Annotated in this window: 16 protein-coding genes; 13 read left to right on the top strand and 3 right to left on the bottom strand. The window is 63.3% G+C overall.

Annotated features, from left to right (window positions below; all coding sequences use genetic code 11):
- The first annotated feature begins 259 nt into the window (after nucleotides 1-259).
- The 12 genes from HU749_RS18645 to HU749_RS18590 all read left to right on the top strand — a co-directional run bounded on the left by HU749_RS18645 (nucleotide 260) and on the right by HU749_RS18590 (nucleotide 14523).
- A complete protein-coding gene (locus tag HU749_RS18645) occupies nucleotides 260-928 on the top strand; it encodes a haloacid dehalogenase type II (RefSeq protein ID WP_003203206.1) in 669 nt (222 codons plus the stop codon).
- A gap of 36 nt (nucleotides 929-964) precedes the next feature.
- Nucleotides 965-2239, top strand: coding sequence for an NAD(P)/FAD-dependent oxidoreductase (locus tag HU749_RS18640; RefSeq protein WP_079301322.1), 1275 nt, complete (start codon nucleotides 965-967; stop codon nucleotides 2237-2239).
- A gap of 85 nt (nucleotides 2240-2324) precedes the next feature.
- Nucleotides 2325-3968 (top strand): ABC transporter substrate-binding protein, encoded by a 1644-nt coding sequence (locus HU749_RS18635; RefSeq protein WP_057449088.1) that lies wholly within the window; start codon nucleotides 2325-2327, stop codon nucleotides 3966-3968.
- 43 nt (nucleotides 3969-4011) lie between these two features.
- The gene (locus HU749_RS18630; protein ID WP_003203201.1) at nucleotides 4012-4968 is read left to right on the top strand and encodes an ABC transporter permease; all 957 of its coding nucleotides are present in this window, start codon (nucleotides 4012-4014) and stop codon (nucleotides 4966-4968) included.
- Entirely contained in the window at nucleotides 4965-5840 is an 876-nt protein-coding gene (locus HU749_RS18625; protein ID WP_079301320.1) for an ABC transporter permease, read from the top strand. Before HU749_RS18630 ends, HU749_RS18625 begins: the two co-directional genes overlap by 4 nt.
- 1 nt (nucleotide 5841) lies before the next feature.
- Entirely contained in the window at nucleotides 5842-7686 is a 1845-nt protein-coding gene (locus tag HU749_RS18620; protein ID WP_079301318.1) for an ABC transporter ATP-binding protein, read from the top strand.
- On the top strand, nucleotides 7683-7991 hold the full coding sequence (locus HU749_RS18615; protein WP_046064176.1) for a (2Fe-2S)-binding protein: 309 nt from the start codon (nucleotides 7683-7685) through the stop codon (nucleotides 7989-7991). The genes HU749_RS18620 and HU749_RS18615 overlap by 4 nt, the downstream gene beginning before the upstream one ends.
- Nucleotides 7973-9349 carry an FAD/NAD(P)-dependent oxidoreductase gene (locus HU749_RS18610; protein WP_186649884.1) on the top strand — a complete coding sequence of 459 codons (1377 nt, stop codon included), beginning with the start codon at nucleotides 7973-7975 and terminating at the stop codon, nucleotides 9347-9349. Before HU749_RS18615 ends, HU749_RS18610 begins: the two co-directional genes overlap by 19 nt.
- Nucleotides 9346-10500, top strand: coding sequence for an NAD(P)/FAD-dependent oxidoreductase (locus HU749_RS18605; RefSeq protein WP_186649887.1), 1155 nt, complete (start codon nucleotides 9346-9348; stop codon nucleotides 10498-10500). Before HU749_RS18610 ends, HU749_RS18605 begins: the two co-directional genes overlap by 4 nt.
- Nucleotides 10497-11654 (top strand): acetylornithine deacetylase, encoded by a 1158-nt coding sequence (argE, locus tag HU749_RS18600; RefSeq protein WP_186649890.1) that lies wholly within the window; start codon nucleotides 10497-10499, stop codon nucleotides 11652-11654. The genes HU749_RS18605 and argE overlap by 4 nt, the downstream gene beginning before the upstream one ends.
- A gap of 291 nt (nucleotides 11655-11945) precedes the next feature.
- Nucleotides 11946-13403: an NAD-dependent succinate-semialdehyde dehydrogenase gene (locus HU749_RS18595; RefSeq protein WP_003203184.1), complete on the top strand. Its 1458-nt coding sequence runs from the start codon at nucleotides 11946-11948 to the stop codon at nucleotides 13401-13403.
- A gap of 40 nt (nucleotides 13404-13443) precedes the next feature.
- Complete coding sequence (locus tag HU749_RS18590) at nucleotides 13444-14523, top strand: tartrate dehydrogenase (RefSeq protein ID WP_186649893.1); 1080 nt, start codon at nucleotides 13444-13446, stop codon at nucleotides 14521-14523.
- 134 nt (nucleotides 14524-14657) lie between these two features.
- On the opposite strand, the gene HU749_RS18585 is transcribed toward HU749_RS18590, so the two are convergent.
- The 3 genes from HU749_RS18585 to HU749_RS18575 form a co-directional block, all read right to left on the bottom strand.
- Nucleotides 14658-15365: a cupin domain-containing protein gene (locus HU749_RS18585; protein WP_186649896.1), complete on the bottom strand. Its 708-nt coding sequence runs from the start codon at nucleotides 15363-15365 to the stop codon at nucleotides 14658-14660.
- Between the two features lie 43 nt (nucleotides 15366-15408).
- Nucleotides 15409-16266 (bottom strand): GNAT family N-acetyltransferase, encoded by an 858-nt coding sequence (locus HU749_RS18580; protein ID WP_186649899.1) that lies wholly within the window; start codon nucleotides 16264-16266, stop codon nucleotides 15409-15411.
- A gap of 225 nt (nucleotides 16267-16491) precedes the next feature.
- Nucleotides 16492-17418 (bottom strand): 2-hydroxyacid dehydrogenase, encoded by a 927-nt coding sequence (locus tag HU749_RS18575; RefSeq protein WP_186649901.1) that lies wholly within the window; start codon nucleotides 17416-17418, stop codon nucleotides 16492-16494.
- A 288-nt stretch (nucleotides 17419-17706) separates the two neighbouring features.
- On the opposite strand from HU749_RS18575, the gene gabT reads away from it, so the two are divergent.
- Nucleotides 17707-18999 carry a 4-aminobutyrate--2-oxoglutarate transaminase gene (gene gabT / locus HU749_RS18570; protein WP_186649904.1) on the top strand — a complete coding sequence of 431 codons (1293 nt, stop codon included), beginning with the start codon at nucleotides 17707-17709 and terminating at the stop codon, nucleotides 18997-18999.
- Nucleotides 19000-19067 lie beyond the last annotated feature (68 nt).

Below are 19067 nucleotides of genomic sequence, written 5' to 3'. Positions count from 1 at the left end.
GCAGAGCCGTTTGGCGCACCATAACTGCCCGCAAACCGAAGAAACACGGGCACAACGCCCACGCCTGGAGCATCCCGCAAAGTCTGCTGAGCGAGCCCCGCAAAACGGTGGTTTGTACCAAGCGGCTGGTATTTTTAACGATTTATCCACGGTCTCATGGTGTTGTAATGAAAACGTGATGCAGCGTTGCACCGATGCCTCACGAAAGGCGCCATCGTTCGCCTCGTCGAGCCTTCAACAACAATCCAGGACCGCACTCATGAGCTTTCTTCGACCCAAGTACATCACCTTCGACTGCTATGGCACGTTGACCAATTTCCAGATGGGCACCATGACCCGCGAGCTGTTCGCCGACCGTGTCGATGCCGGACAGATGGACCAGTTCGTCAAGGATTTCTCCGCTTATCGCCTGGACCAGGTGATGGGTGACTGGCGGCCCTATGATGAAATCATCAAGACCTCCCTGATGCGGGTCTGCAAGCGTTGGGGCGTCGAATATCGTGGCGAAGGCCAGCTCTATTACGACGCCGTGCCAACCTGGGGCCCCCACGCCGACGTACCGGCGGGCTTGTCGAAAATCGCCGACAAGATCCCCCTGGTGATTTTTTCCAACGCGATGGACGAGCAGATCATGTCCAACGTCGACAAGCTCGGCGCACCTTTCCATAAAGTCTTCACGGCCCAGCAGGCCCAGGCCTACAAGCCGCGCCTGGCCGCGTTCGAATTCATGCTCGATAACCTTGGTTGCGGACCGGAAGACGTGCTGCATGTGTCGTCGAGTTTCCGCTACGACCTGATGTCGGCCCACGACATGAAGATCAAGCACAAGGCCTTTGTCGCCCGCGGTCATGAACACCCGGCCAACGCTGCCTTTGGCTACCACCAGATCCCGGACATCGGCGGATTGCCCGCTCTGGTCGGGCTCTGAGTCTCGACGCACGCTTGAAGGCGAAAGGGGTTAGACATGGGCAGTGAGTCCTATTGGCTCGACACCGCACCGGCGTTCACCGGTGCTCAGCTCGGCGGATTGCCCGGGCAGGTCGATGTCGCCATCGTCGGTGGCGGCTTCACCGGTCTGGCGGCGGCGCGGGCCCTGGCCTTGAAAGGGGCCAGCGTGGCGGTGCTGGAAGCGGGCAGGGTGATTGGCGAGGCGTCAGGGCGCAACGGCGGGCATTGCAGTACCGGCGTGGCCCAGGATTACGCGGCGCTTACCGCCAGCCTCGGCGCCGACAAGGCTCGGGCGTATTACCAAGCCTATGAAAGCGCCGTGCAGAGCGTCGTGACGCTGGTGGAGCAAGAGCAGATTGCTTGCGACCTCAAGCGCAACGGCAAGCTCAAGCTGGCCGCCAAGCCGATGCACTACGAAGGGTTGGCGCGCACCTGTGAATTGATCCGCAAGGAAGTCGATGCCGAGGTCGAGCTGCTGTCGGCCCAAGAGACGCGGGAGGAAGTCAATTCGGCGCAGTTTCACGGCGGCCTGTTGCAGCGCAATGGTGTGCAGATGCATGTCGGGCGTTTCGGCGTCGGCCTGGCCGAAGCGGCCGCCCGTCACGGTGCGTTGATCTTCCAGGGCGTGGCGGTGCAGGACTGGAAGGCCAGTGCCGGCGGTTATCGAGTCAACACCAGCAAAGGGGTGCTGCAAGCCTCGCAGATCCTGCTGGCGACCGGTACCTGTCAGCAGGGCGGCCTGGGCTGGTATCGGCGGCGGATCGTGCCGGTGGGCAGCTTCGTGATCGCCACCGAGGTCCTGCCCCAGGCGCTGATCGACAGCTTGCTGCCGGCCCGGCGTTCCTATGTCACCAGCCGCATGATCGGTAACTACTTTCGCCTGACCCCGGACAACCGCCTGCTGTTTGGCGGCCGCGCGCGGTTTGCCATGTCCGACAGCGTGTCCGACGCCAAGAGCGGCAAGGTGTTGCAAGCCGCCATGGTGCAGATGTTCCCGCAGTTGGCGAACACTCGGATCGACTATTGCTGGGGCGGCCTGGTGGATATGACCTCCGATCGCCTGCCCCGGGCCGGCCAGCATGGCGGGGTTTATCACTCCATGGGCTACAGCGGCCACGGCGTGCAGATGTCGGTGCACATGGGGCAGGTCATGGCCGAGGTCATGGCCGGCAAGGTCGAGGCCAACCCTTGGCGCGAACTGGACTGGCCGGCCATCCCCGGGCACTTCGGCAAGCCTTGGTTTTTGCCGCTGGTCGGCGCGTATTACCGCTTGCAGGACTACCTGCACTGAGTTTCACCGCGTTGTTTGGCGTTTCCACCACGTTGCGTTAACGCACGTAATCGAGCCCTATCATTTTCCGAAAGGTAGAACTGACATGAGTGACACTAAAAACGGCATCAAAGACCAGTTGATCACCGGTACAGAAAGTCTGCGTGTTTTCGAAGGGCTCAACCGCGGCATGTCACGCCGTCATGCATTGCAGATGCTCGGGCTGGCCGGTGTGGCCGCGGCGGGTGCCGGCAGCCTGTTCGGCGCCGCCGGCAAACTGCTTGCCGATGAACAGGCGAGCCCCGGCAAAGGCAAGCCCGGCGGGCGTATCCGGGTCGCCGGTATCTCCAGCTCGACCGCCGATACCCTGGACCCGGCCAAAGGCTCATCGTCCACGGACTACGTGCGCCATTACATGTTCTACAACGGCCTGACGCGTTTCGACAGCCACATGGTGCCGCAACTGGAACTGGCCGAACGTATTGACACCACCGATGCCACGCTCTGGGTGATTACCCTGCGCAAGGAAGTGACCTTCCACAACGGCAAGGGCCTCACCGCCGCCGACGTGGTGTTTTCCCTGATGCGTCACAAGGACCCGATCACCGGTTCCAAGGTCTTGCCGCTGGCCGAGCAGTTTGCCGAGGTCAAGGCCACTGGCACCCATGAAGTGCAGATACGCCTGAGCGGCCCGAATGCCGAGCTGCCATCGATCCTTGCCATTTCCCACCTGTTGATCGTCCCCGAGGGCACCAGTGACTTCAACCAGGGCATCGGCACCGGTCCGTTCAAGGTCAAGGAATTCAAGCCTGGGGTGCGTTCCATCGGTGCGCGCAATACCAACTACTGGAAGCCTGGCCTGCCGTACCTCGACGAAATCGAATTCATCGGCATCGGTGACGAGCCGTCACGGGTCAACGCGTTGCTGTCGGGCGACGTGCAGATCATCAACGAGGTCAACCCGCGCTCGACCACACGCATCAAGGACAGCACCACCCATCGCGTGGTGGACTCGCCGTCGGGTAACTACACCGACCTGATCATTCGCCAGGACCAGATGCCCGGCCAGAGCCCGGAGTTCACCGAGGCGATGAAACTGCTGCTGGACCGCGAACAGGTCAAGTCGGCGATCTTCCGGGGTTTCGCCAGGGTCGGCAACGACCACCCGATCGCCCCCGGCGCCCGTTTCTACAATGCCGATCTGCCGCAACGGACCTACGATCCGGAGAAGGCTCGTTTCCTGCTGAAGAAGGCCGGCATGGAAAGCATCAGCATGCCGGTAATGTGCTCACCGGCCGCCACCGGTTCGGTCGACGTGGCCGTGCTGCTGCAGCAATCGGCCAAGGAGGCCGGGCTCAAGCTCAACGTCAATCGGCTGCCGAGCGACGGCTACTGGTCCAACCACTGGGCCAAGCATCCGCTGAGCTTCGGCAACATCAACCCGCGGCCTAACGCCGACATGTTGTTCTCGCAGTTCTTCCAGTCCACGGCGCCGTGGAACGAATCGGGCTGGAAAAACCCGCAGTTCGACCAGTTGCTGATCCAGGCTCGCGGTGAAACCGATGAAGCCAAGCGCGGCAAAATGTACGCGGATATGCAGACCCTGGTGCATAACCACAGCGGCATCGGCATCCCGGTGTTCATCAGCAACATCGATGGCGTCGACCAGCGCGTCAAAGGTTATGGCACCAACCCGCTGGGCGGTTTCATGGGCTATATGTTCGCCGAGCAAGTCTGGCTTGACGCTTGATGCGTGTGGTCTGGCGGCGTGACATGGCACAAGGGGTAGGGCGATGAATAGCAACACACTTTGGTTGATCGGCCGGCGCCTGGGCGCTGCGGTCGTGACCCTGTTGATCGTATCGATGGTGGTGTTCGCCATTACGGCGGTGTTGCCGGGAGACGCGGCGCAACAGTCCCTTGGACAGTTCGCCACGCCTGAGCAAGTGGCGGCGCTGCGGGTGAAAATGGGCCTGGACCAACCGGGTGTGTTGCGCTACCTGCACTGGTTGATGAGCCTGCTCAGCGGTGACATGGGCGTGTCGATCTCCAACGCCACGCCGGTCAGCGAGTTGATGGCTGGCCGGGTGCCCAACACCTTGATGCTGGCGGCGGCCACGGCGCTGGTGTCGGTGCCCGTGGCGTTGATCCTGGGCATCGGCTCGGCGATGGGGCGAGGGGGGCGCATCGACGGCTTCCTGAGCTTCTTCACCCTGACGATGGTGGCGGTGCCAGAGTTCCTGGTCGCCACCCTTGCCGTGCTGATTTTCGCGGTGAACCTGGGCTGGCTTTCGGCGCTGTCCTATTCCAGCGAGATCACTTCGCCGCTGCAATTCATGCGTACCTATGCGTTGCCGGTGATGACCCTGTGCTGCGTCATCGTCGCGCAAATGGCGCGCATGACCCGGGCGGCGGTGATCGATCAACTCGACAGCCCCTACGTGGAAATGGCCCGCCTCAAAGGCGTGAGTCCGGTGCGGGTGGTGCTGCGCCATGCCTTGCCCAATGCCATCGGGCCGATTGCCAATGCCATCGCCCTGAGCCTGTCCTACCTGTTGGGCGGGGTGGTGATCGTCGAGACGATCTTCAACTATCCCGGCATCGCCAGCCTGATGGTCGATGCCGTGACCAACCGCGACATGGCGTTGGTCCAGGCCTGCACCATGCTGTTTTGTACGGCGTACCTGGTGTTGGTGCTGGTGGCTGACCTGTGCGCGATCCTGTCCAATCCGAGGCTGAGAAACCAATGAACAATCTCATTGTGAAATCCCCGCCTGCGGCGCCCGAACAGGCCTTGGGCAAGGTGTCGCGCAAAACCCCCTGGCTCGGCCTGATCGGCGCCGCGATGTGCGTGATCTGGTTGCTGGTGGCGATCTTCGGGCCATGGCTGGCACCCCACCCGGTGGGGGAAGTGGTCTCCGACAACGTCTTCGACAACTTCAGCGCCACGTATCCATTGGGCACCGATTATTTGGGCCGCGACATGCTCAGCCGCATTCTCGTGGGCGCGCGCTTCACGGTGGGCCTGGCGTTGGTGGCGGCAGTACTGGCCAGTGGGCTGGGCACCGGTTGCGCGCTGCTGTCGGTGGTTTCGCCGAAGTGGCTGGATGAACTGATCAGCCGCCTGATGGACGCCTTCATTTCGATCCCGAGCAAGATGCTCGCGCTGATCATGGTTTCGGCGTTCGGCTCGTCGGTGACCCTGTTGATTTGTACGGCGGTGCTCAGTTTCACCCCGGGTGCGTTTCGTATCGCCCGCAGCATGGCGGTGAACATCGAGGCCCTGGAATACGTGCAGGTGGCCCGCACCCGTGGTGAACGCCGGCTGTACATCGCCTGTGTGGAAATCCTGCCGAACATGCTCAACCCGGTGCTGACCGACCTGGGCTTGCGCTTCGGCTTCATCGTCCTGCTGCTCAGCGGCATGAGCTTCCTCGGCCTGGGCGTGCAGCCGCCGGATGCCGACCTGGGTTCGCTGGTGCGGGAAAACATCGGCGGCCTCAACCAGGGCGCGCCGGCCATCGTGATTCCAGCCCTGGCCATCGGCACCCTGACCATTGGCGTCAATCTGTTTATCGACCGCTTGTCTTCGCGGCGCAACCGACGTACGGGAGGCCATTGATATGAGCCAGTTGATCCGAGTCGAGAACCTGCGCGTGGTCGCCTGTGGCGAGCGCAGCGAGGTGGAGATCGTCAAGGGCGTGAGTTTCTCCCTGGAGAAAGGTGAAGTGCTGGCGCTGATCGGCGAGTCCGGTTCGGGCAAGACCACCATCGCCCTGGCACTGCTCGGTTATGCCCGGCGCGGTTGTCGCCTGGCCGGCGGCGTGGTGCAGATTGGCGAGCACGACATGCTCGCCTTGAGTGAGCGCGAGCTGCAAGGCCTGCGCGGCAATCGGGTGTCGTACATTGCCCAAAGCGCCGCGGCGGCGTTCAACCCGGCCAAGAAACTCATCGACCAAGTGGTGGAAGGGGCGTTGATCCATGGCCTGGGCAGCCGGGCCGTGCTCGAAGCCAAGGCCATCGAACTGTTCCGCGACCTGGCGCTGCCCAACCCCGAATGCATCGGTCAACGCTATCCCCATCAAGTATCCGGCGGGCAACTGCAGCGGGTGATGGCGGCCATGGCGCTGATCAGCGATCCACTGCTGGTGGTGCTCGATGAGCCGACCACGGCCCTCGATGTGACCACCCAGATCGACGTGCTGCGCGCCTTCAAGCGGGTGGTGCGCGAACGTGGCGCGACGGCGGTTTATGTGTCCCACGACCTGGCCGTCGTGGCGCAGATGGCCGACCAGATCGTGGTGCTCAACGGCGGGCAGATCTTCGAACAGAGCGCCACCGCGCCGCTGCTCAAGGGGCCGGCTCACGCCTACACCCGCAGCCTGTTGGCGGCGGCACGGCCAGACACGACGATTCGCCCGCCGTGTGGTGTGGCCGAAGACACGCCGCTGCTGACCATCAAGGGCTTGACCGCTGGCTACGGCAACAAGAACCAGCACGGCATGCCGGCGATCCGGGTGCTCGAAGACATCGACCTGACCGTGCGCAGGGGCCAGGCCATCGGGGTGATCGGTGAGTCGGGCTCGGGCAAATCGACCCTGGCGCGGGTGGTGGCGGGGCTGTTGACCCCGGCCCTGGGCGGGCTGACGTTTGACGGCCAGCCACTGGGTGGCAGCCTGTCCGAACGCACGGACGAACAGTTCCGACGCATCCAGATGGTGTTCCAGAACGCCGACACCGCACTCAACCCGATGCACAGCATCAGCACCATCCTGAGCCGGCCGTTGAAGATGTATTTCGGCCTCAAGGGGGCGGCACTGCGTGAGCGTATCGGCGAGCTGCTCGACCTCGTGCGTCTACCACGGGACATGGCCGAGCGCCGCCCGAGCGAACTCTCCGGCGGACAGAAACAGCGGGTCAACCTGGCCCGGGCGCTGGCGGCCAAGCCGGACCTGATCCTGTGCGATGAAGTGACCTCGGCGCTGGATACGGTGGTCGGCGCGGCGATCCTTGAACTGCTGCGCGACCTGCGCCAGCAACTGGGGGTGTCCTACCTGTTCATCAGCCATGACATCTCCACGGTGCGGGCGCTGTGCGACGACATCGTGGTGATGTACAGCGGCCATAAGGTTCAAGAGGGCAGCCGGCAATCGTTCGCCCAGGCGCCGTTCCATCCCTACACCGACCTGTTGATCCATTCGGTGCCGGAGTTGCGCCAGGGCTGGCTGGAAAGTTGTGGCACCACGACGTGCGGCACGCTGCCGGCGTTGGGCGCGCGCGCCGAGGTGCCGCAGCTGTGCACCTTCCTCAATCGCTGCCCGGTGCGGGTCGACGGCCTGTGCAACCACACCGCGCCGCCCCGGCAGATCATCGACGGCGGCAGCGAGGTGCTCTGTCATCACGACAGTGCCGAGCTGCTCAAGCGCCAACAGGATTCAAACAGCATGATCGTGGGAGCCTACGCATGAACGCGCGTTTCGTGAGGTTGGCCGAACAGGGCCGGCCCATCGTCAAATTGAAAGTGGATGGCGTCCCTGTCGAGGCGTTGCAGGGCGACACGCTGATGGTCGCATTGCTGACCCACGGCCCGGCGTTGCGCCAGTCGGAATTCGATCCGGGCAGCCGGGCCGGTTTCTGCCTGATGGGCGCCTGCCAGGATTGCTGGGTCTGGACCCGCAGCGGCGAACGCCTGCGGGCCTGCTCCAATGAAGTACGCGAAGGGTTGGACATCATTACTCAACAACCGGAGGCGATATGGCCGCTGCGCGGATAGTCATTGTAGGCGCTGGACCGGCGGGTATCCGTTGCGCGCAGACCCTGGTCGCAGCGGGCTTCAAGCCGATCCTGCTCGACGAAAACCGTCGCGATGGCGGGCAGATCTACCGGCGCCAGCCCGAAGGGTTCACCCGCAGCTACGCCACGCTGTACGGCACCGAAGCGGACAAGGCCCGTGACCTGCACGAAAGCTTCGACCGTTTGCGCACGCAGATCGACTACCGTCCGGACACCCTGGTGTGGAACCTGACACCCGGGCAATTGTGCTGCGTCAGCCAGGGCCAGCACACGACGGTGGATTACGACGCGCTGATCCTCTGCACTGGCGCCACCGACCGCCTGATGCCCATCGAGGGTTGGCAGTTGGGCGGTACCTACAGCCTCGGCGGCGCGCAGATCGCCTTGAAGGCCCAGGCGGTTTCCATCGGCCACCAGGTGGTGTTCATGGGCAGCGGGCCGTTGCTGTATCTGGTCGCCAGTCAATACCTCAAGGCCGGCGCCAATGTCGCAGCGGTGCTGGACACATCGCCGCTGGGCCAGCGTATCAAAGCCTTGCCCAAGCTCATGGCGCGCCCGGGCTTGCTGTTCACCGGCATGAAACTATTGGCGCAGTTGTATCGGGCGAAGATTGCCGTGCACCTGGGTATTTCGCCGCTGCAGATTCTGGGAGAAGCGACCACCGGTGTCAGTGGCGTGCGAGTTCGTACCGCCAGTGGGGAAACCTTGACGGTGGCCTGCGACGCGGTGGCGCTGGGTTATCACTTGCGCCCGGAAACCCAACTGGCTGACCTGGCGGGCTGCCGCCTGCGCTTTGACGAGGCGTCCAGCCAATGGCTGCTGGACACGGACGAAGAGGGACGGACCTCGGTCAGCGGTGTCTACGCCGCCGGTGATGGTTCGAAGATCCGTGGCGCCGATGCCGCCGAGCACGCCGGGCGCCTGGTCGCCTTGGCGTTGTTGAGCGATCTGCAGCAGCCAGTGGACGCCGCACTCGTCGCCGAACAGCGCCAGGCGCTCAAGGTGATGGACGCGTTTCGCCTCGGCCTGGCCCAGGCGTTTCCCTGGCCGGCGGCACAAGCCAAGGCCTTGCCGGACGAGGCCATCGTCTGCCGCTGCGAGATGATCAGCGCCGGCGAACTGCGCCGCACCGTCAGTGAAAAGGGTGCTTGTGAAGTCAACCGGGCCAAGGCGTTCAGCCGGGTTGGCATGGGCCGCTGCCAGGGGCGCTATTGCTCCCAGGCCGGGGCCGAAGTGATTGCAGCAGCGGCGGGTGTCCAGGTGCAGGAGGTGGGGCGCCAGCGTGGTCAGGCCCCCGTGAAACCACTTTCGATGCTCACTCGGGAGGTGACGCCATGACGCTGAATAAAGCCGATGTGGTGATTGTCGGCGGCGGCCTGATGGGCTCGGCGGCAGCGTTTTTCCTGCGCCAGCGGGGGCAGTCGGTGATCCTGCTCGAGCGTGACCAGATCGGCCAGTACGCCAGCGGCGTCAACTTCGGCAACGTGCGGCGCCAGGGGCGTTTTCTCGGGCAGCTGGAACTGGCGAATCGGTCCTGGGCGCTGTGGAAACGCCTGCCGGAGCTGATCGACGACGACCTGGAGTTCATCGCCAGCGGGCACATGCGCGTGTGTTATCGCGAGGATGAAATACCCGAGCTTGAGGCTTACGCAGCGGCACCGGAAGCGGCGCAACTGGACTTGCAGATCTATCGCGGCAGCGAGCTGCACGCGCGTTTTCCGTTTCTTGGCAAGGACGTCAAGGGCGGCTCCTATGCGCCTCACGACGGTCACGCCAACCCGCGTCTGGCAGCCCCGGCGTTCGCCCGGGCGGCCCGGCGAGTCGGGGCACGCATCGAGGAACGCACCGAGGTGGCGGAGGTGCAGAAGGTCGGTGATGGGTTCAGCATCAGCACCACCGATGGTCGCCAGTTCAGCGCTGCTCAGCTGTTGATTACCGCAGGCGCTTGGGGCCAGAAGCTCTCGGCGCAATTCGGCGAGCCGGTGCCGCTGGAGACCAATGGCCCGCAAATGGCCGTCACCGAACCGGTGCCGTATGCCTTGCCGACGGTGATCGGCGTGTACACCAAGATTCCTGAAGAAGTGATCTATTTCCGCCAGATTCCCCGGGGCAATATCATCATCGGCGGCGGCTATCGCAGCAAGCCGGACATGCTCAACCGCCGGGCCTATGTCGAGCCGCGCAGCATCCTCAACCAACTGGACCAGATGCGTCGGCTGCTGCCGGGTGTCGGCAATCTCAACATCATCCGCGTGTGGAGCGGCATCGAAGGCTACCTGCCCGATTCCCTGCCGGTGATGGGGCCCAGTGGCAACGTCGATGGCTTGTACTATGCGTTCGGCTTCAGCGGCCATGGCTTCCAGCTCGGTCCGGGGGTTGGCGATGTCATGGCTGAACTGATCAGCACCGGCAGCACTCGAACCTTCATCGAGCCGTTTTCCATCCGCCGGTTCGCCCTTTGTGCCGAGCAACGGAGCAAGGCCTCATGAAACCCCGTGTGCTAGCCATTTTCGAACGCCTGCTGGCGTTTGAAACGGTCTCTTCAGAATCGAACCTGGCCCTGATCGAGTACGTGCGCGAGCTGTTGCTGAGCAAGGGCATCGAGTCGCTGATCGTCAAGGATGAGAGCGGCAAGAAGGCCAACCTGTTCGCCAGCACCGGCCCGCGTGAGTTGCCCGGGGTCCTGCTGTCCGGCCACACCGACGTGGTGCCGGCGGCAGGGCAGGCCTGGACCGTTCCGGCGTTCCAGGCGACCGTGCGCGATGGTCGGGTCTACGGGCGTGGCAGTTGTGACATGAAAGGTTTCATTGCGCTGGCCATCGACGCCATGCTCGATGCCGCCGACCATTCGCTGAACCGGCCATTGCAACTGGCGCTTTCCCACGACGAAGAGATCGGTTGCGTGGGGGTGCGGCGCTTGCTCGACGTGCTGCACCTGGCACCTGTGCGACCGTTTCTGTGCGTGATCGGCGAGCCGACCAACATGCAATTCGTGCTCGGCCACAAGGGCAAGGGTTCCTATCGCACCTACTGTCGCGGCCTGGAAGCGCACTCATCGCTGGCACCGCGCTCGGTCAATGCGATTCACGTGGCCTGCGATTTCATCGCGGCGTTGCGCCAAAGCCAGCAGCAATTGCAGGAGCAAGGCGCCCAGGACGCGGATTACGACGTGCCCTACAGCACCGTGCATGTCGGGCAGATTGTCGGCGGCAAGGCACTGAACATCGTGCCAAACCTGTGCACCCTGGATTTCGAAGTGCGCAATTTGCCGGACGACGATCTGGACCTGTTCCTGGAGCAACTGCGTGAGCGCGCCGAGGTGATCGTGCGCGAGGCGAAAAAGCTCTCCAGCGTCGCGGACATCGAGATCGAAACCCTCAACGTCTATCCGGGCCTCGACACCCATCCGAGCGTCGAAGCCGTGCGTTTCCTGAAAAACTTCGCCACCCCGGACACCGGCACCGCCAAGGTCTCCTTCGGCACCGAGGGCGGCCTGTTCAAGCAGCGCCTGGATGTGCCCGTGGTGGTCTGCGGCCCAGGCTCCATCGAACAGGCGCACAAGCCTGATGAGTTCATCGAAGTCAGCCAGATGGAGGCGGGGGAGCGGTTTCTGGAGGGGTTGCTCGGCTCCCTGAAAATCTAAGCCATACACCGAAAGAAACGTAGGAGCACACCTGTAGAAGCACACCTGTAGGAGCAAAGCTTGCTCGCGATGAACGATGACACGGTCTTGATCGATGTCGCCTGATCCACCGCCATCGCGAGCAAGCTTTGCTCCCACAGTGTTCAGTGTTCGGTGCTTAGCCTGGGGCCTCGGTAGAGCCTGCCGTCCCACCTCGAAACTTCAGCATCCAACACTGCCCAAACCCCGCTTTCAGCATCCTGCCCCGTGGCATCTCCTTAGACTGGAATCACCTCGGAACAGGACGCGACCATGCTCAAGAATCGATTGAAAGACCCCAGCCTGTTGGCAGAACTCGCTTACATCGACGGTCAGTGGATCGGCGCCGACAACGCCGCCACCCTTGACGTCATTGACCCGGCCACCGGTCAGGTGCTCGCCCGTGTACCGGCGATGCAAGGCGTGGAAACCCGGCGTGCCATCGAGGCCGCCGAGCGCGCCTGGCCGGCGTGGCGCGCGCGTCCGGCGGCGGAGCGGGCAGCGCTGTTGGAGCGCTGGTATCAAGCCATGATGGACAACCTCGACGACCTCGCGCTGATCATGACCTGTGAACAGGGCAAGCCGTTGAACGAAGCCAAAGGCGAAATCCGCTACGGGGCCGGTTTCGCCAAATGGTTTGCCGAAGAGGCCCGGCGGGTCTATGGCGAGACCATCCCGGCCCCCAGCGGCGACCGACGCCTGCTCACGCTCAAGCAGCCGGTGGGTGTCTGTGCGGCGATCACCCCCTGGAATTTCCCCAATGCGATGATCACTCGCAAGTGCGCCCCGGCCCTGGCGGCGGGTTGCCCGGTCATCGTCAAACCCTCGGACCTGACCCCCTTGTCGGCCCTGGCCCTGGCGGTGCTGGCCGAGCGGGTCGGGATTCCGGCCGGGGTGTTCAACGTCGTGACGGGTATGCCCGCCGGTATCGGCGAAGAACTGACCGGCAACCCGACGGTGCGCAAGATTTCCTTTACCGGTTCCACGGCGGTCGGGCGCTTGCTGATGCGCCAGAGCGCCGAGCACATCAAGCGCTTGAGCCTGGAGCTGGGCGGCAATGCGCCGTTCATCGTGTTTGACGATGCGGACCTGGAACAGGCGGTGGCCGGCATCATGCTCAGCAAGTTTCGCAACGCCGGCCAGACCTGCGTCTGCGCCAACCGCATCCTGGTGCAGGACGGCATCTACGAACGCTTCGCCGCACGGCTGGTGGAAGAGGTGGGCAAGCTCAAGGTCGGCAATGGGCTGGAGGCTGACGTGATGATCGGCCCGCTGATCAACCTCGCGGCGGTGAACAAAGTCGCCCGGCACATTGACGATGCGTTGAGCCAGGGCGCGCGTCTGCTGTGTGGCGGTGTTCCCGAGGGCGACAGTCAGTTCGTCCAGCCAACGGTACTGGGCGAGGCCCATGCCGGGATGTTGCTGGCCAACGAGGAAACCTTCGGCCCGGTGGCGCCGCTGATGCGCTTTACTACTGAAGAGCAGGCCCTGGCCCTGGCCAATGCCACGCCTTATGGCCTGGGCGCTTACTACTTCACCCAGGACCTGCGCCGCTCATGGCGTTTCGGCGAGGCGCTGGAGTTCGGCATGGTCGGGCTCAATACCGGGCTTATCTCCATGGAAGTCGCGCCCTTCGGCGGCATCAAACAGTCGGGCCTGGGGCGCGAAGGCAGCAAGTACGGCCTGGACGAATACCTTGAAGTCAAAGCCTTCCACATCGGTGGACTGTGATGCAACCGTCATTTGAACCAACACCCGGGAGCCATGATTGATGAGCAAACCATTTCGAATCGCTGCCATTGCCGGCGATGGCATCGGCAAGGAAGTCCTGCCCGAAGGGCTGCGGGTACTGGAGCAAGCCGCGAAAAAGTGGCAGTTGTCGCTGGACATCGAAGTGCTCGATTGGGCCCATTGCGATTACTACCTGGAGCACGGGCAGATGATGCCCGCCGACTGGTTCGAACAACTCAAGGGCTTCGACGCGATCTACTTCGGCGCCGTGGGTTGGCCGGACAAGGTGCCGGATCATATTTCCCTGTGGGGCTCGTTGCTCAAGTTCCGCCGCGACTTCGACCAGTACGTGAACATCCGCCCGGTGCGGCTGTTTCCGGGGGTGCCGTGTCCGTTGGCCGGGCGCAAGGCGGGGGACATCGACTTCGTGGTGGTCCGCGAGAACACCGAGGGCGAATACTCTTCCATCGGCGGCAAGATGTTCGAAGGCACCGAGCATGAGTTCGTGCTGCAGGAGTCGGTGTTCACCCGGCGTGGGGTCGACCGGATCCTGAAGTTCGCCTTCGACCTGGCCCAGACCCGACCGCGCAAACGCCTGACCGCGGCGACCAAGTCCAACGGCATTTCCATCAGCATGCCGTATTGGGACGAGCGCACGGCATTGATGGCCGAGCAGTACCCGGACGTGAAGTGGGACAAGCAACACATCGACATCCTGTGCGCTCGCTTTGTTTTGCAGCCCGACCGGTTTGATGTGGTGGTGGCGTCGAACCTGTTCGGCGACATCCTCTCCGACCTGGGCCCGGCCTGCGCCGGCACCATCGGCATCGCACCGTCGGCCAACCTCGATCCGGAGCGCCGCTTCCCATCGCTGTTCGAACCGGTACATGGCTCGGCACCCGATATCTATGGGCAGAACATCGCCAACCCGATCGCGATGATCTGGTCCGGCGCCTTGATGCTCGACTTCCTGGGTAACGGTGATGAGCGCTACCGCGCGGCCCATGATGGGATTCTCAAGGCTATCGAACAAGTCATCGCCGAAGGCCCCATCACCCCCGACCTGGGTGGGCAAGGCTCGACCCAGGATGTTGGCCAGGCCATCGCCGCCGCGCTCTGAGGCTTGATCCAACCTGCGACACCTTTTGCCCGCCCACACTGCGGGCTTTTTTTTGCTGATCCGACGCTACCCGCCAAACCCCCTTGTGGGAGCAAAGCTTGCTCGCGATAGCGCCAGTGCTGCCATACACCGGATTACTTGACGACGTACACCTTGCGCACATAAACGCTGCTTTTCCAGGCACACGGTGCATTCAGCGGGACGAATACGGTATCGCCGGTGTTGACCGTCAAGTCGCTGCCATCGGCTGCCTGCAAGGTGACGCTGCCTTCGAGCAGGTGCATCAGCTCATGCAGTTTGTGCGGTCGTGACTTGCGAGTGTAGGGCGTCGAGTCCCAGATACCGATCCGCAGGTTGCTCGCTTGCTCGACAAACAAATTGTGCGAGCGACATTGCGGCGGCGGGCTGAGCAGGATCTCGTCATCCGGGGCAGCAGAAGGCGAGAGCAGGGTGTGGGCGGGGAGTGCCGTCAGCCCGGGAAGGTGCGCTTCGATGCGCTGGGTGTCGGCACAGAAGGCCCAGAGCGAGCCGGGTTGCGCCTCGATCTCAAGCGCCGTCCCCCGACCGATCACCGCGCTTTCACCCGGCTTGAGCTGCAGCATCTGCCCCTGGCTACGCAGCGTCACTGCGCCGGCATGCACCACGATCGTCTCACTGAAGGGGTATTCATCGACGCTGAACAGTCCGCTCGCCCGGACCACGCCGGCAGCCATGCCATCTTCCCCGGCATAGGCGATGAGGCGGTCGAACGGATCCTTGGCGCCCAGTGAACCCGGTGTGAACGGGGTTGAGGCAAGGCGGCCATCGGCGTGTGCCAACAGCACTGCAGTGGGTTCGAGCATGAAGATGATTCTCCAGGGAAGCGTTGAGGGGAGTGTGGGTTTTTCAGCCAATGGCCTGGGTCACTGGCGCAAATTGCCGAACCGCGCCGGTCGCCTGCGGGGGCGTGCCCCGTGCCATTTGGGCTACGGTGTCGACCTGCTTGAGCCCGGCCTCTTCCAGCCAAGGGGCCAGGCCGCTGTTTGAAGGGATGTCGATGCGAACGAATGCGTCCGGCACTTGGGCCAGCAGCACGGCGATCAAGTGCTGGGCCTGTTCCAGGTTCTGGGCGATGACCGGGCCGATGCAGCGGCCACGGCCGAAGGGGCGCAGCAGGGCGAAGGCGCACAAGTGACCGTCGCGTTCGATCCCTACTGAATGTTCAACGACCTCGAACAGGTCATTGAGTACGGCGCTCCGCTCCAGCCCGCTCCCGGCATTGGCCAGTTCGATCAACTCGGCATGATCGGCTTCGCTCAACTCGCGGCAGCGTTCGCCAGCGGCCAGTTCCAGTGGGGCCGGCACCAGCGCTTGCCCTTGGTGCTGCTGGATATGCCCAAAATCAACGAACCCCTGGCTGGCATACAGCGGGGCACCGGCCAGCGTCGCATTGAGCACGGCGGTACGCGAGCCGCAAGCCTCGATCGCCAGTTCCATCAGCTTGCGACCGATCCCCTGGCCCTGGTACTCATCGTCGACAATCACCAGGCCAATGGTGGCGTAGTTTCCCTGGGCGCAGGTGAACGCCGTTCCAATCAAACGGCCCTGGTTTTCCACGACAAACCCCTGGGCGACGCGTTGCAACATCGCCCAGTCTTCCAGGCGATGGGGCCATTTCAACTGCACGGACAAGGCATGGGCCGCAGGCACGTCGGTGGCGGTCATGGCGCGATAGAAGTAAGTGGGGCGTTGCGAAATGGACATGGCAGATCACCATAAAATAAGGGACGAAAGCGGATGGATGTGTGCGCTGAAAGCCTTTGTATCTCACCTGCCACCGGGCCTGGCAAGGGCGGCACATCGATTCGGTATCTTGCGTAAGCAACGGCTCTGCCGGCCACATTTCTTGCTCAAATCAGAGGCTTGGCCAGCAGTAAATACCGGGTCGGTTTTTCGCCGTTCGGCTCGAAACCAGAGGCCATCGAGGACTCAATAGCTGCGCTCACGATCCACCAGGCCCAGCATCGATTCCCCCCGTTGATGCCGGCGGATGTTCTCCAGCAACACGCCAAAGGCACTTTCAGGCTGAGTCATCGCCGCGATGTGCGGCGTCAACAGTATCTGTGGATGGTGCCAGAAGGGGTGATCCATCGGCGCCGGTTCCTGCTCCAGCACGTCCAGCACCGCGGCGCTGAGCTGGCCGTTGGCAAGGGCTTCAAGCAGGTCCGCTTCCACCAGGTGCCCACCTCGGCCCATGTTGACCAACGCTGCGCCCTTGGGCAGGTGTTGGAACAGCTGGCGGTTGAGGATCCCTCGGGTCTGCTCGGTCAACGGCAGGACGCACAGCACAATGTCGCATTGACCGAGAAACGCTGGCAGTTGCTCGTCGCCAGCAAAGCACGCGACCCCCTCGATGTCATGCTCGCTGCGGGCCCAGCCCGACAAGGCAAAACCAAAGGTCTTCAAGCTGGCGAGTATCTGCCGTGCCTGCAAACCCAGGCCCATGACGCCCACCCGGCGTTGTCCGGCGGGCACCAGCCGGTGCGCTTGCCAGCACCGTTCGGCCTGTTGCTGGCGATAGCGCAACATGTCCCGGTGCAGGCTGAGCACGGCGAAACTGGCGTACTCGCACATGCCCTGGCTGATGCCCGGGTCGAGCAAGCGCACCACCGGCAGTGTCGTTGGCAAGCGGCCAAGGTCGAGTTGATCCACGCCGGCCGACAAGGCGAACAGCACCTGCAGATTCGGCAACAGCGTTTCGACGTCGTCCGGCGCCTGCCAGGCCGCCAGGTACTGGATATCCCGCGGGTCGCCGATGTCTGGCCAGGCACGCCATTCAATCTCCGGCGCGTGTTCGGCGAACAGGCGCCGCCAGTGTTCGCCGCGTACCGGGTCAGCTTTATAGAGCAGGGCCATGGGTCACTTCTCGCCTGAAATCAAGGAGTCCCTAGCATGCCTCAACGCCAGAGCAGGATCTGTCGAAAGGGCCGGCCTAGCAGCATCACGCTGCGTTGCAAGGTGCCTTTAGCGGCAGATTCCATGGGGCTGGAATGCCTCTGGAGGATTCTGCTGTTTGCCGGGGTGTAAACAGTCGATCCGAATTTCTCAACGACCAAGTTCGGCTTAGACAATCGCGTCGAACGCTTAACCTGTGAACACACCGCAGCCGCTTCCTGGGTGCGAGGCTCACGATGGGAAATGCCAATGAACAGTAAAGTCGAAGAAACCCCAAGTTTGCTCCGTCAGCGTGATCAATTCGTGCCACGTGGCCTGGTCACCGCGCACCCGCTGGTGATCGATTGGGCCCAGGGCTCGGAATTATGGGACGTGGACGGCAAGCGCTACCTGGACTTCGTCGGCGGCATCGGTGTGTTGAACATCGGCCACAATCACCCCAAGGTCGTCGCGGCCGTGCAGGCCCAGTTGCAGAAAATCTCCCATGCCTGCTTCCAGGTCGTGGCCTACAAGCCTTACCTGGAACTGGCCCAGCGTCTGTGCGAAATGATCGGCGGCCAGCATGCCTATAAAGCCGCATTTTTCACCTCGGGTGCCGAAGCGGTGGAAAACGCGGTGAAGATCGCCCGGGCCCACACCAACCGCTCGGCCGTGATTGCCTTTCGCGGCGGGTTCCATGGCCGGACCTTGCTCGGCACCACGCTGACTGGCATGAGCCAGCCGTATAAGCAGAACTTCGGTCCGTTCGCCCCGGAGGTCTTCCACACGCCGTATCCGAATGCCTATCGCGGCGTCACCAGCGCCATGGCGCTCCAGGCACTGGACGAGCTGCTGGCCACCCAAGTGGCCCCTGAGCGGGTCGCGGCGATCATCATCGAGCCGGTGCAGGGCGATGGCGGTTTCCTGTCGGCCCCCGCCGAGTTTTTGCAGGGCCTGCGCGCATTGACGCAAAAGCATGGCATTGTGTTGATTCTCGATGAAATCCAGACCGGTTTCGGTCGCACCGGTAAATGGTTCGGTTTCCAGCACGCCGGCATCCAGCCGGACCTGGTCACGGTCGCCAAGAGCCTCGCCGGTGGCTTGCCGTTGTCGGGTGTGGTCGGCAAGGCCGAGATCATGGACGCTCCACTGCCGGGTGGCCTGGGCGGTACGTACGGCGGTAATGCGCTGTCGTGCGCGGCGGCGCTGGCGGTGATCGAGGCGTACGAGCAAGAACAACTGCTGGCCCGTGGTGAAGTCCTGGGTAAGCGCCTGCGCCAGGGCCTGCTGCATCTGCAAACCCGTTACCCACAGATCGGCGACGTGCGCGGCAGCGGTTTCATGCTGGCGATCGAACTGATCAAGCATGACGAGGCACGCACCCCGGACGCCGACCTCAACCAACGCCTGATCGACGAGGCCCGGGCCGGTGGTTTGCTGGTGATCAAGTGCGGGGTGTACCGCAACGTCTTGCGCTTCCTGGCGCCGCTGGTTACCAGTGAAGCGCAGATCGACGAAGCGTTGCAGATTCTCGACGGCGCCTTGGCACGCGTCCTCGGCTGATGCCTGCGTTCATGACGTTTGCCTGGGCAAGCGTCAGTGGCGATTAATGGAGCGTTGATCGATGGGAC

Source organism: Pseudomonas ogarae (assembly GCF_014268695.2).
Taxonomy (GTDB): Bacteria; Pseudomonadota; Gammaproteobacteria; order Pseudomonadales; family Pseudomonadaceae; genus Aquipseudomonas; species Aquipseudomonas kilonensis.
The sequence above is the reverse complement of the archived record's forward strand: the minus strand, read 5'-3'. Positions and strand labels throughout refer to the sequence as shown.

Excerpts from the sequence above, each read along its gene's own strand:
- HU749_RS18645 (WP_003203206.1), top strand. The coding sequence starts at position 260 with ATGAGCTTTCTTCGACCCAAGTACATCACCTTCGACTGCTATGGCACG.
- HU749_RS18640 (WP_079301322.1), top strand. The coding sequence starts at position 965 with ATGGGCAGTGAGTCCTATTGGCTCGACACCGCACCGGCGTTCACCGGT.
- HU749_RS18635 (WP_057449088.1), top strand. The coding sequence starts at position 2,325 with ATGAGTGACACTAAAAACGGCATCAAAGACCAGTTGATCACCGGTACA.
- HU749_RS18630 (WP_003203201.1), top strand. The coding sequence starts at position 4,012 with ATGAATAGCAACACACTTTGGTTGATCGGCCGGCGCCTGGGCGCTGCG.
- HU749_RS18625 (WP_079301320.1), top strand. The coding sequence starts at position 4,965 with ATGAACAATCTCATTGTGAAATCCCCGCCTGCGGCGCCCGAACAGGCC.
- HU749_RS18620 (WP_079301318.1), top strand. The coding sequence starts at position 5,842 with ATGAGCCAGTTGATCCGAGTCGAGAACCTGCGCGTGGTCGCCTGTGGC.
- HU749_RS18615 (WP_046064176.1), top strand. The coding sequence starts at position 7,683 with ATGAACGCGCGTTTCGTGAGGTTGGCCGAACAGGGCCGGCCCATCGTC.
- HU749_RS18610 (WP_186649884.1), top strand. The coding sequence starts at position 7,973 with ATGGCCGCTGCGCGGATAGTCATTGTAGGCGCTGGACCGGCGGGTATC.
- HU749_RS18605 (WP_186649887.1), top strand. The coding sequence starts at position 9,346 with ATGACGCTGAATAAAGCCGATGTGGTGATTGTCGGCGGCGGCCTGATG.
- argE (WP_186649890.1), top strand. The coding sequence starts at position 10,497 with ATGAAACCCCGTGTGCTAGCCATTTTCGAACGCCTGCTGGCGTTTGAA.
- HU749_RS18595 (WP_003203184.1), top strand. The coding sequence starts at position 11,946 with ATGCTCAAGAATCGATTGAAAGACCCCAGCCTGTTGGCAGAACTCGCT.
- HU749_RS18590 (WP_186649893.1), top strand. The coding sequence starts at position 13,444 with ATGAGCAAACCATTTCGAATCGCTGCCATTGCCGGCGATGGCATCGGC.
- HU749_RS18585 (WP_186649896.1), bottom strand. The coding sequence starts at position 15,365 with ATGCTCGAACCCACTGCAGTGCTGTTGGCACACGCCGATGGCCGCCTT.
- HU749_RS18580 (WP_186649899.1), bottom strand. The coding sequence starts at position 16,266 with ATGTCCATTTCGCAACGCCCCACTTACTTCTATCGCGCCATGACCGCC.
- HU749_RS18575 (WP_186649901.1), bottom strand. The coding sequence starts at position 17,418 with ATGGCCCTGCTCTATAAAGCTGACCCGGTACGCGGCGAACACTGGCGG.
- gabT (WP_186649904.1), top strand. The coding sequence starts at position 17,707 with ATGAACAGTAAAGTCGAAGAAACCCCAAGTTTGCTCCGTCAGCGTGAT.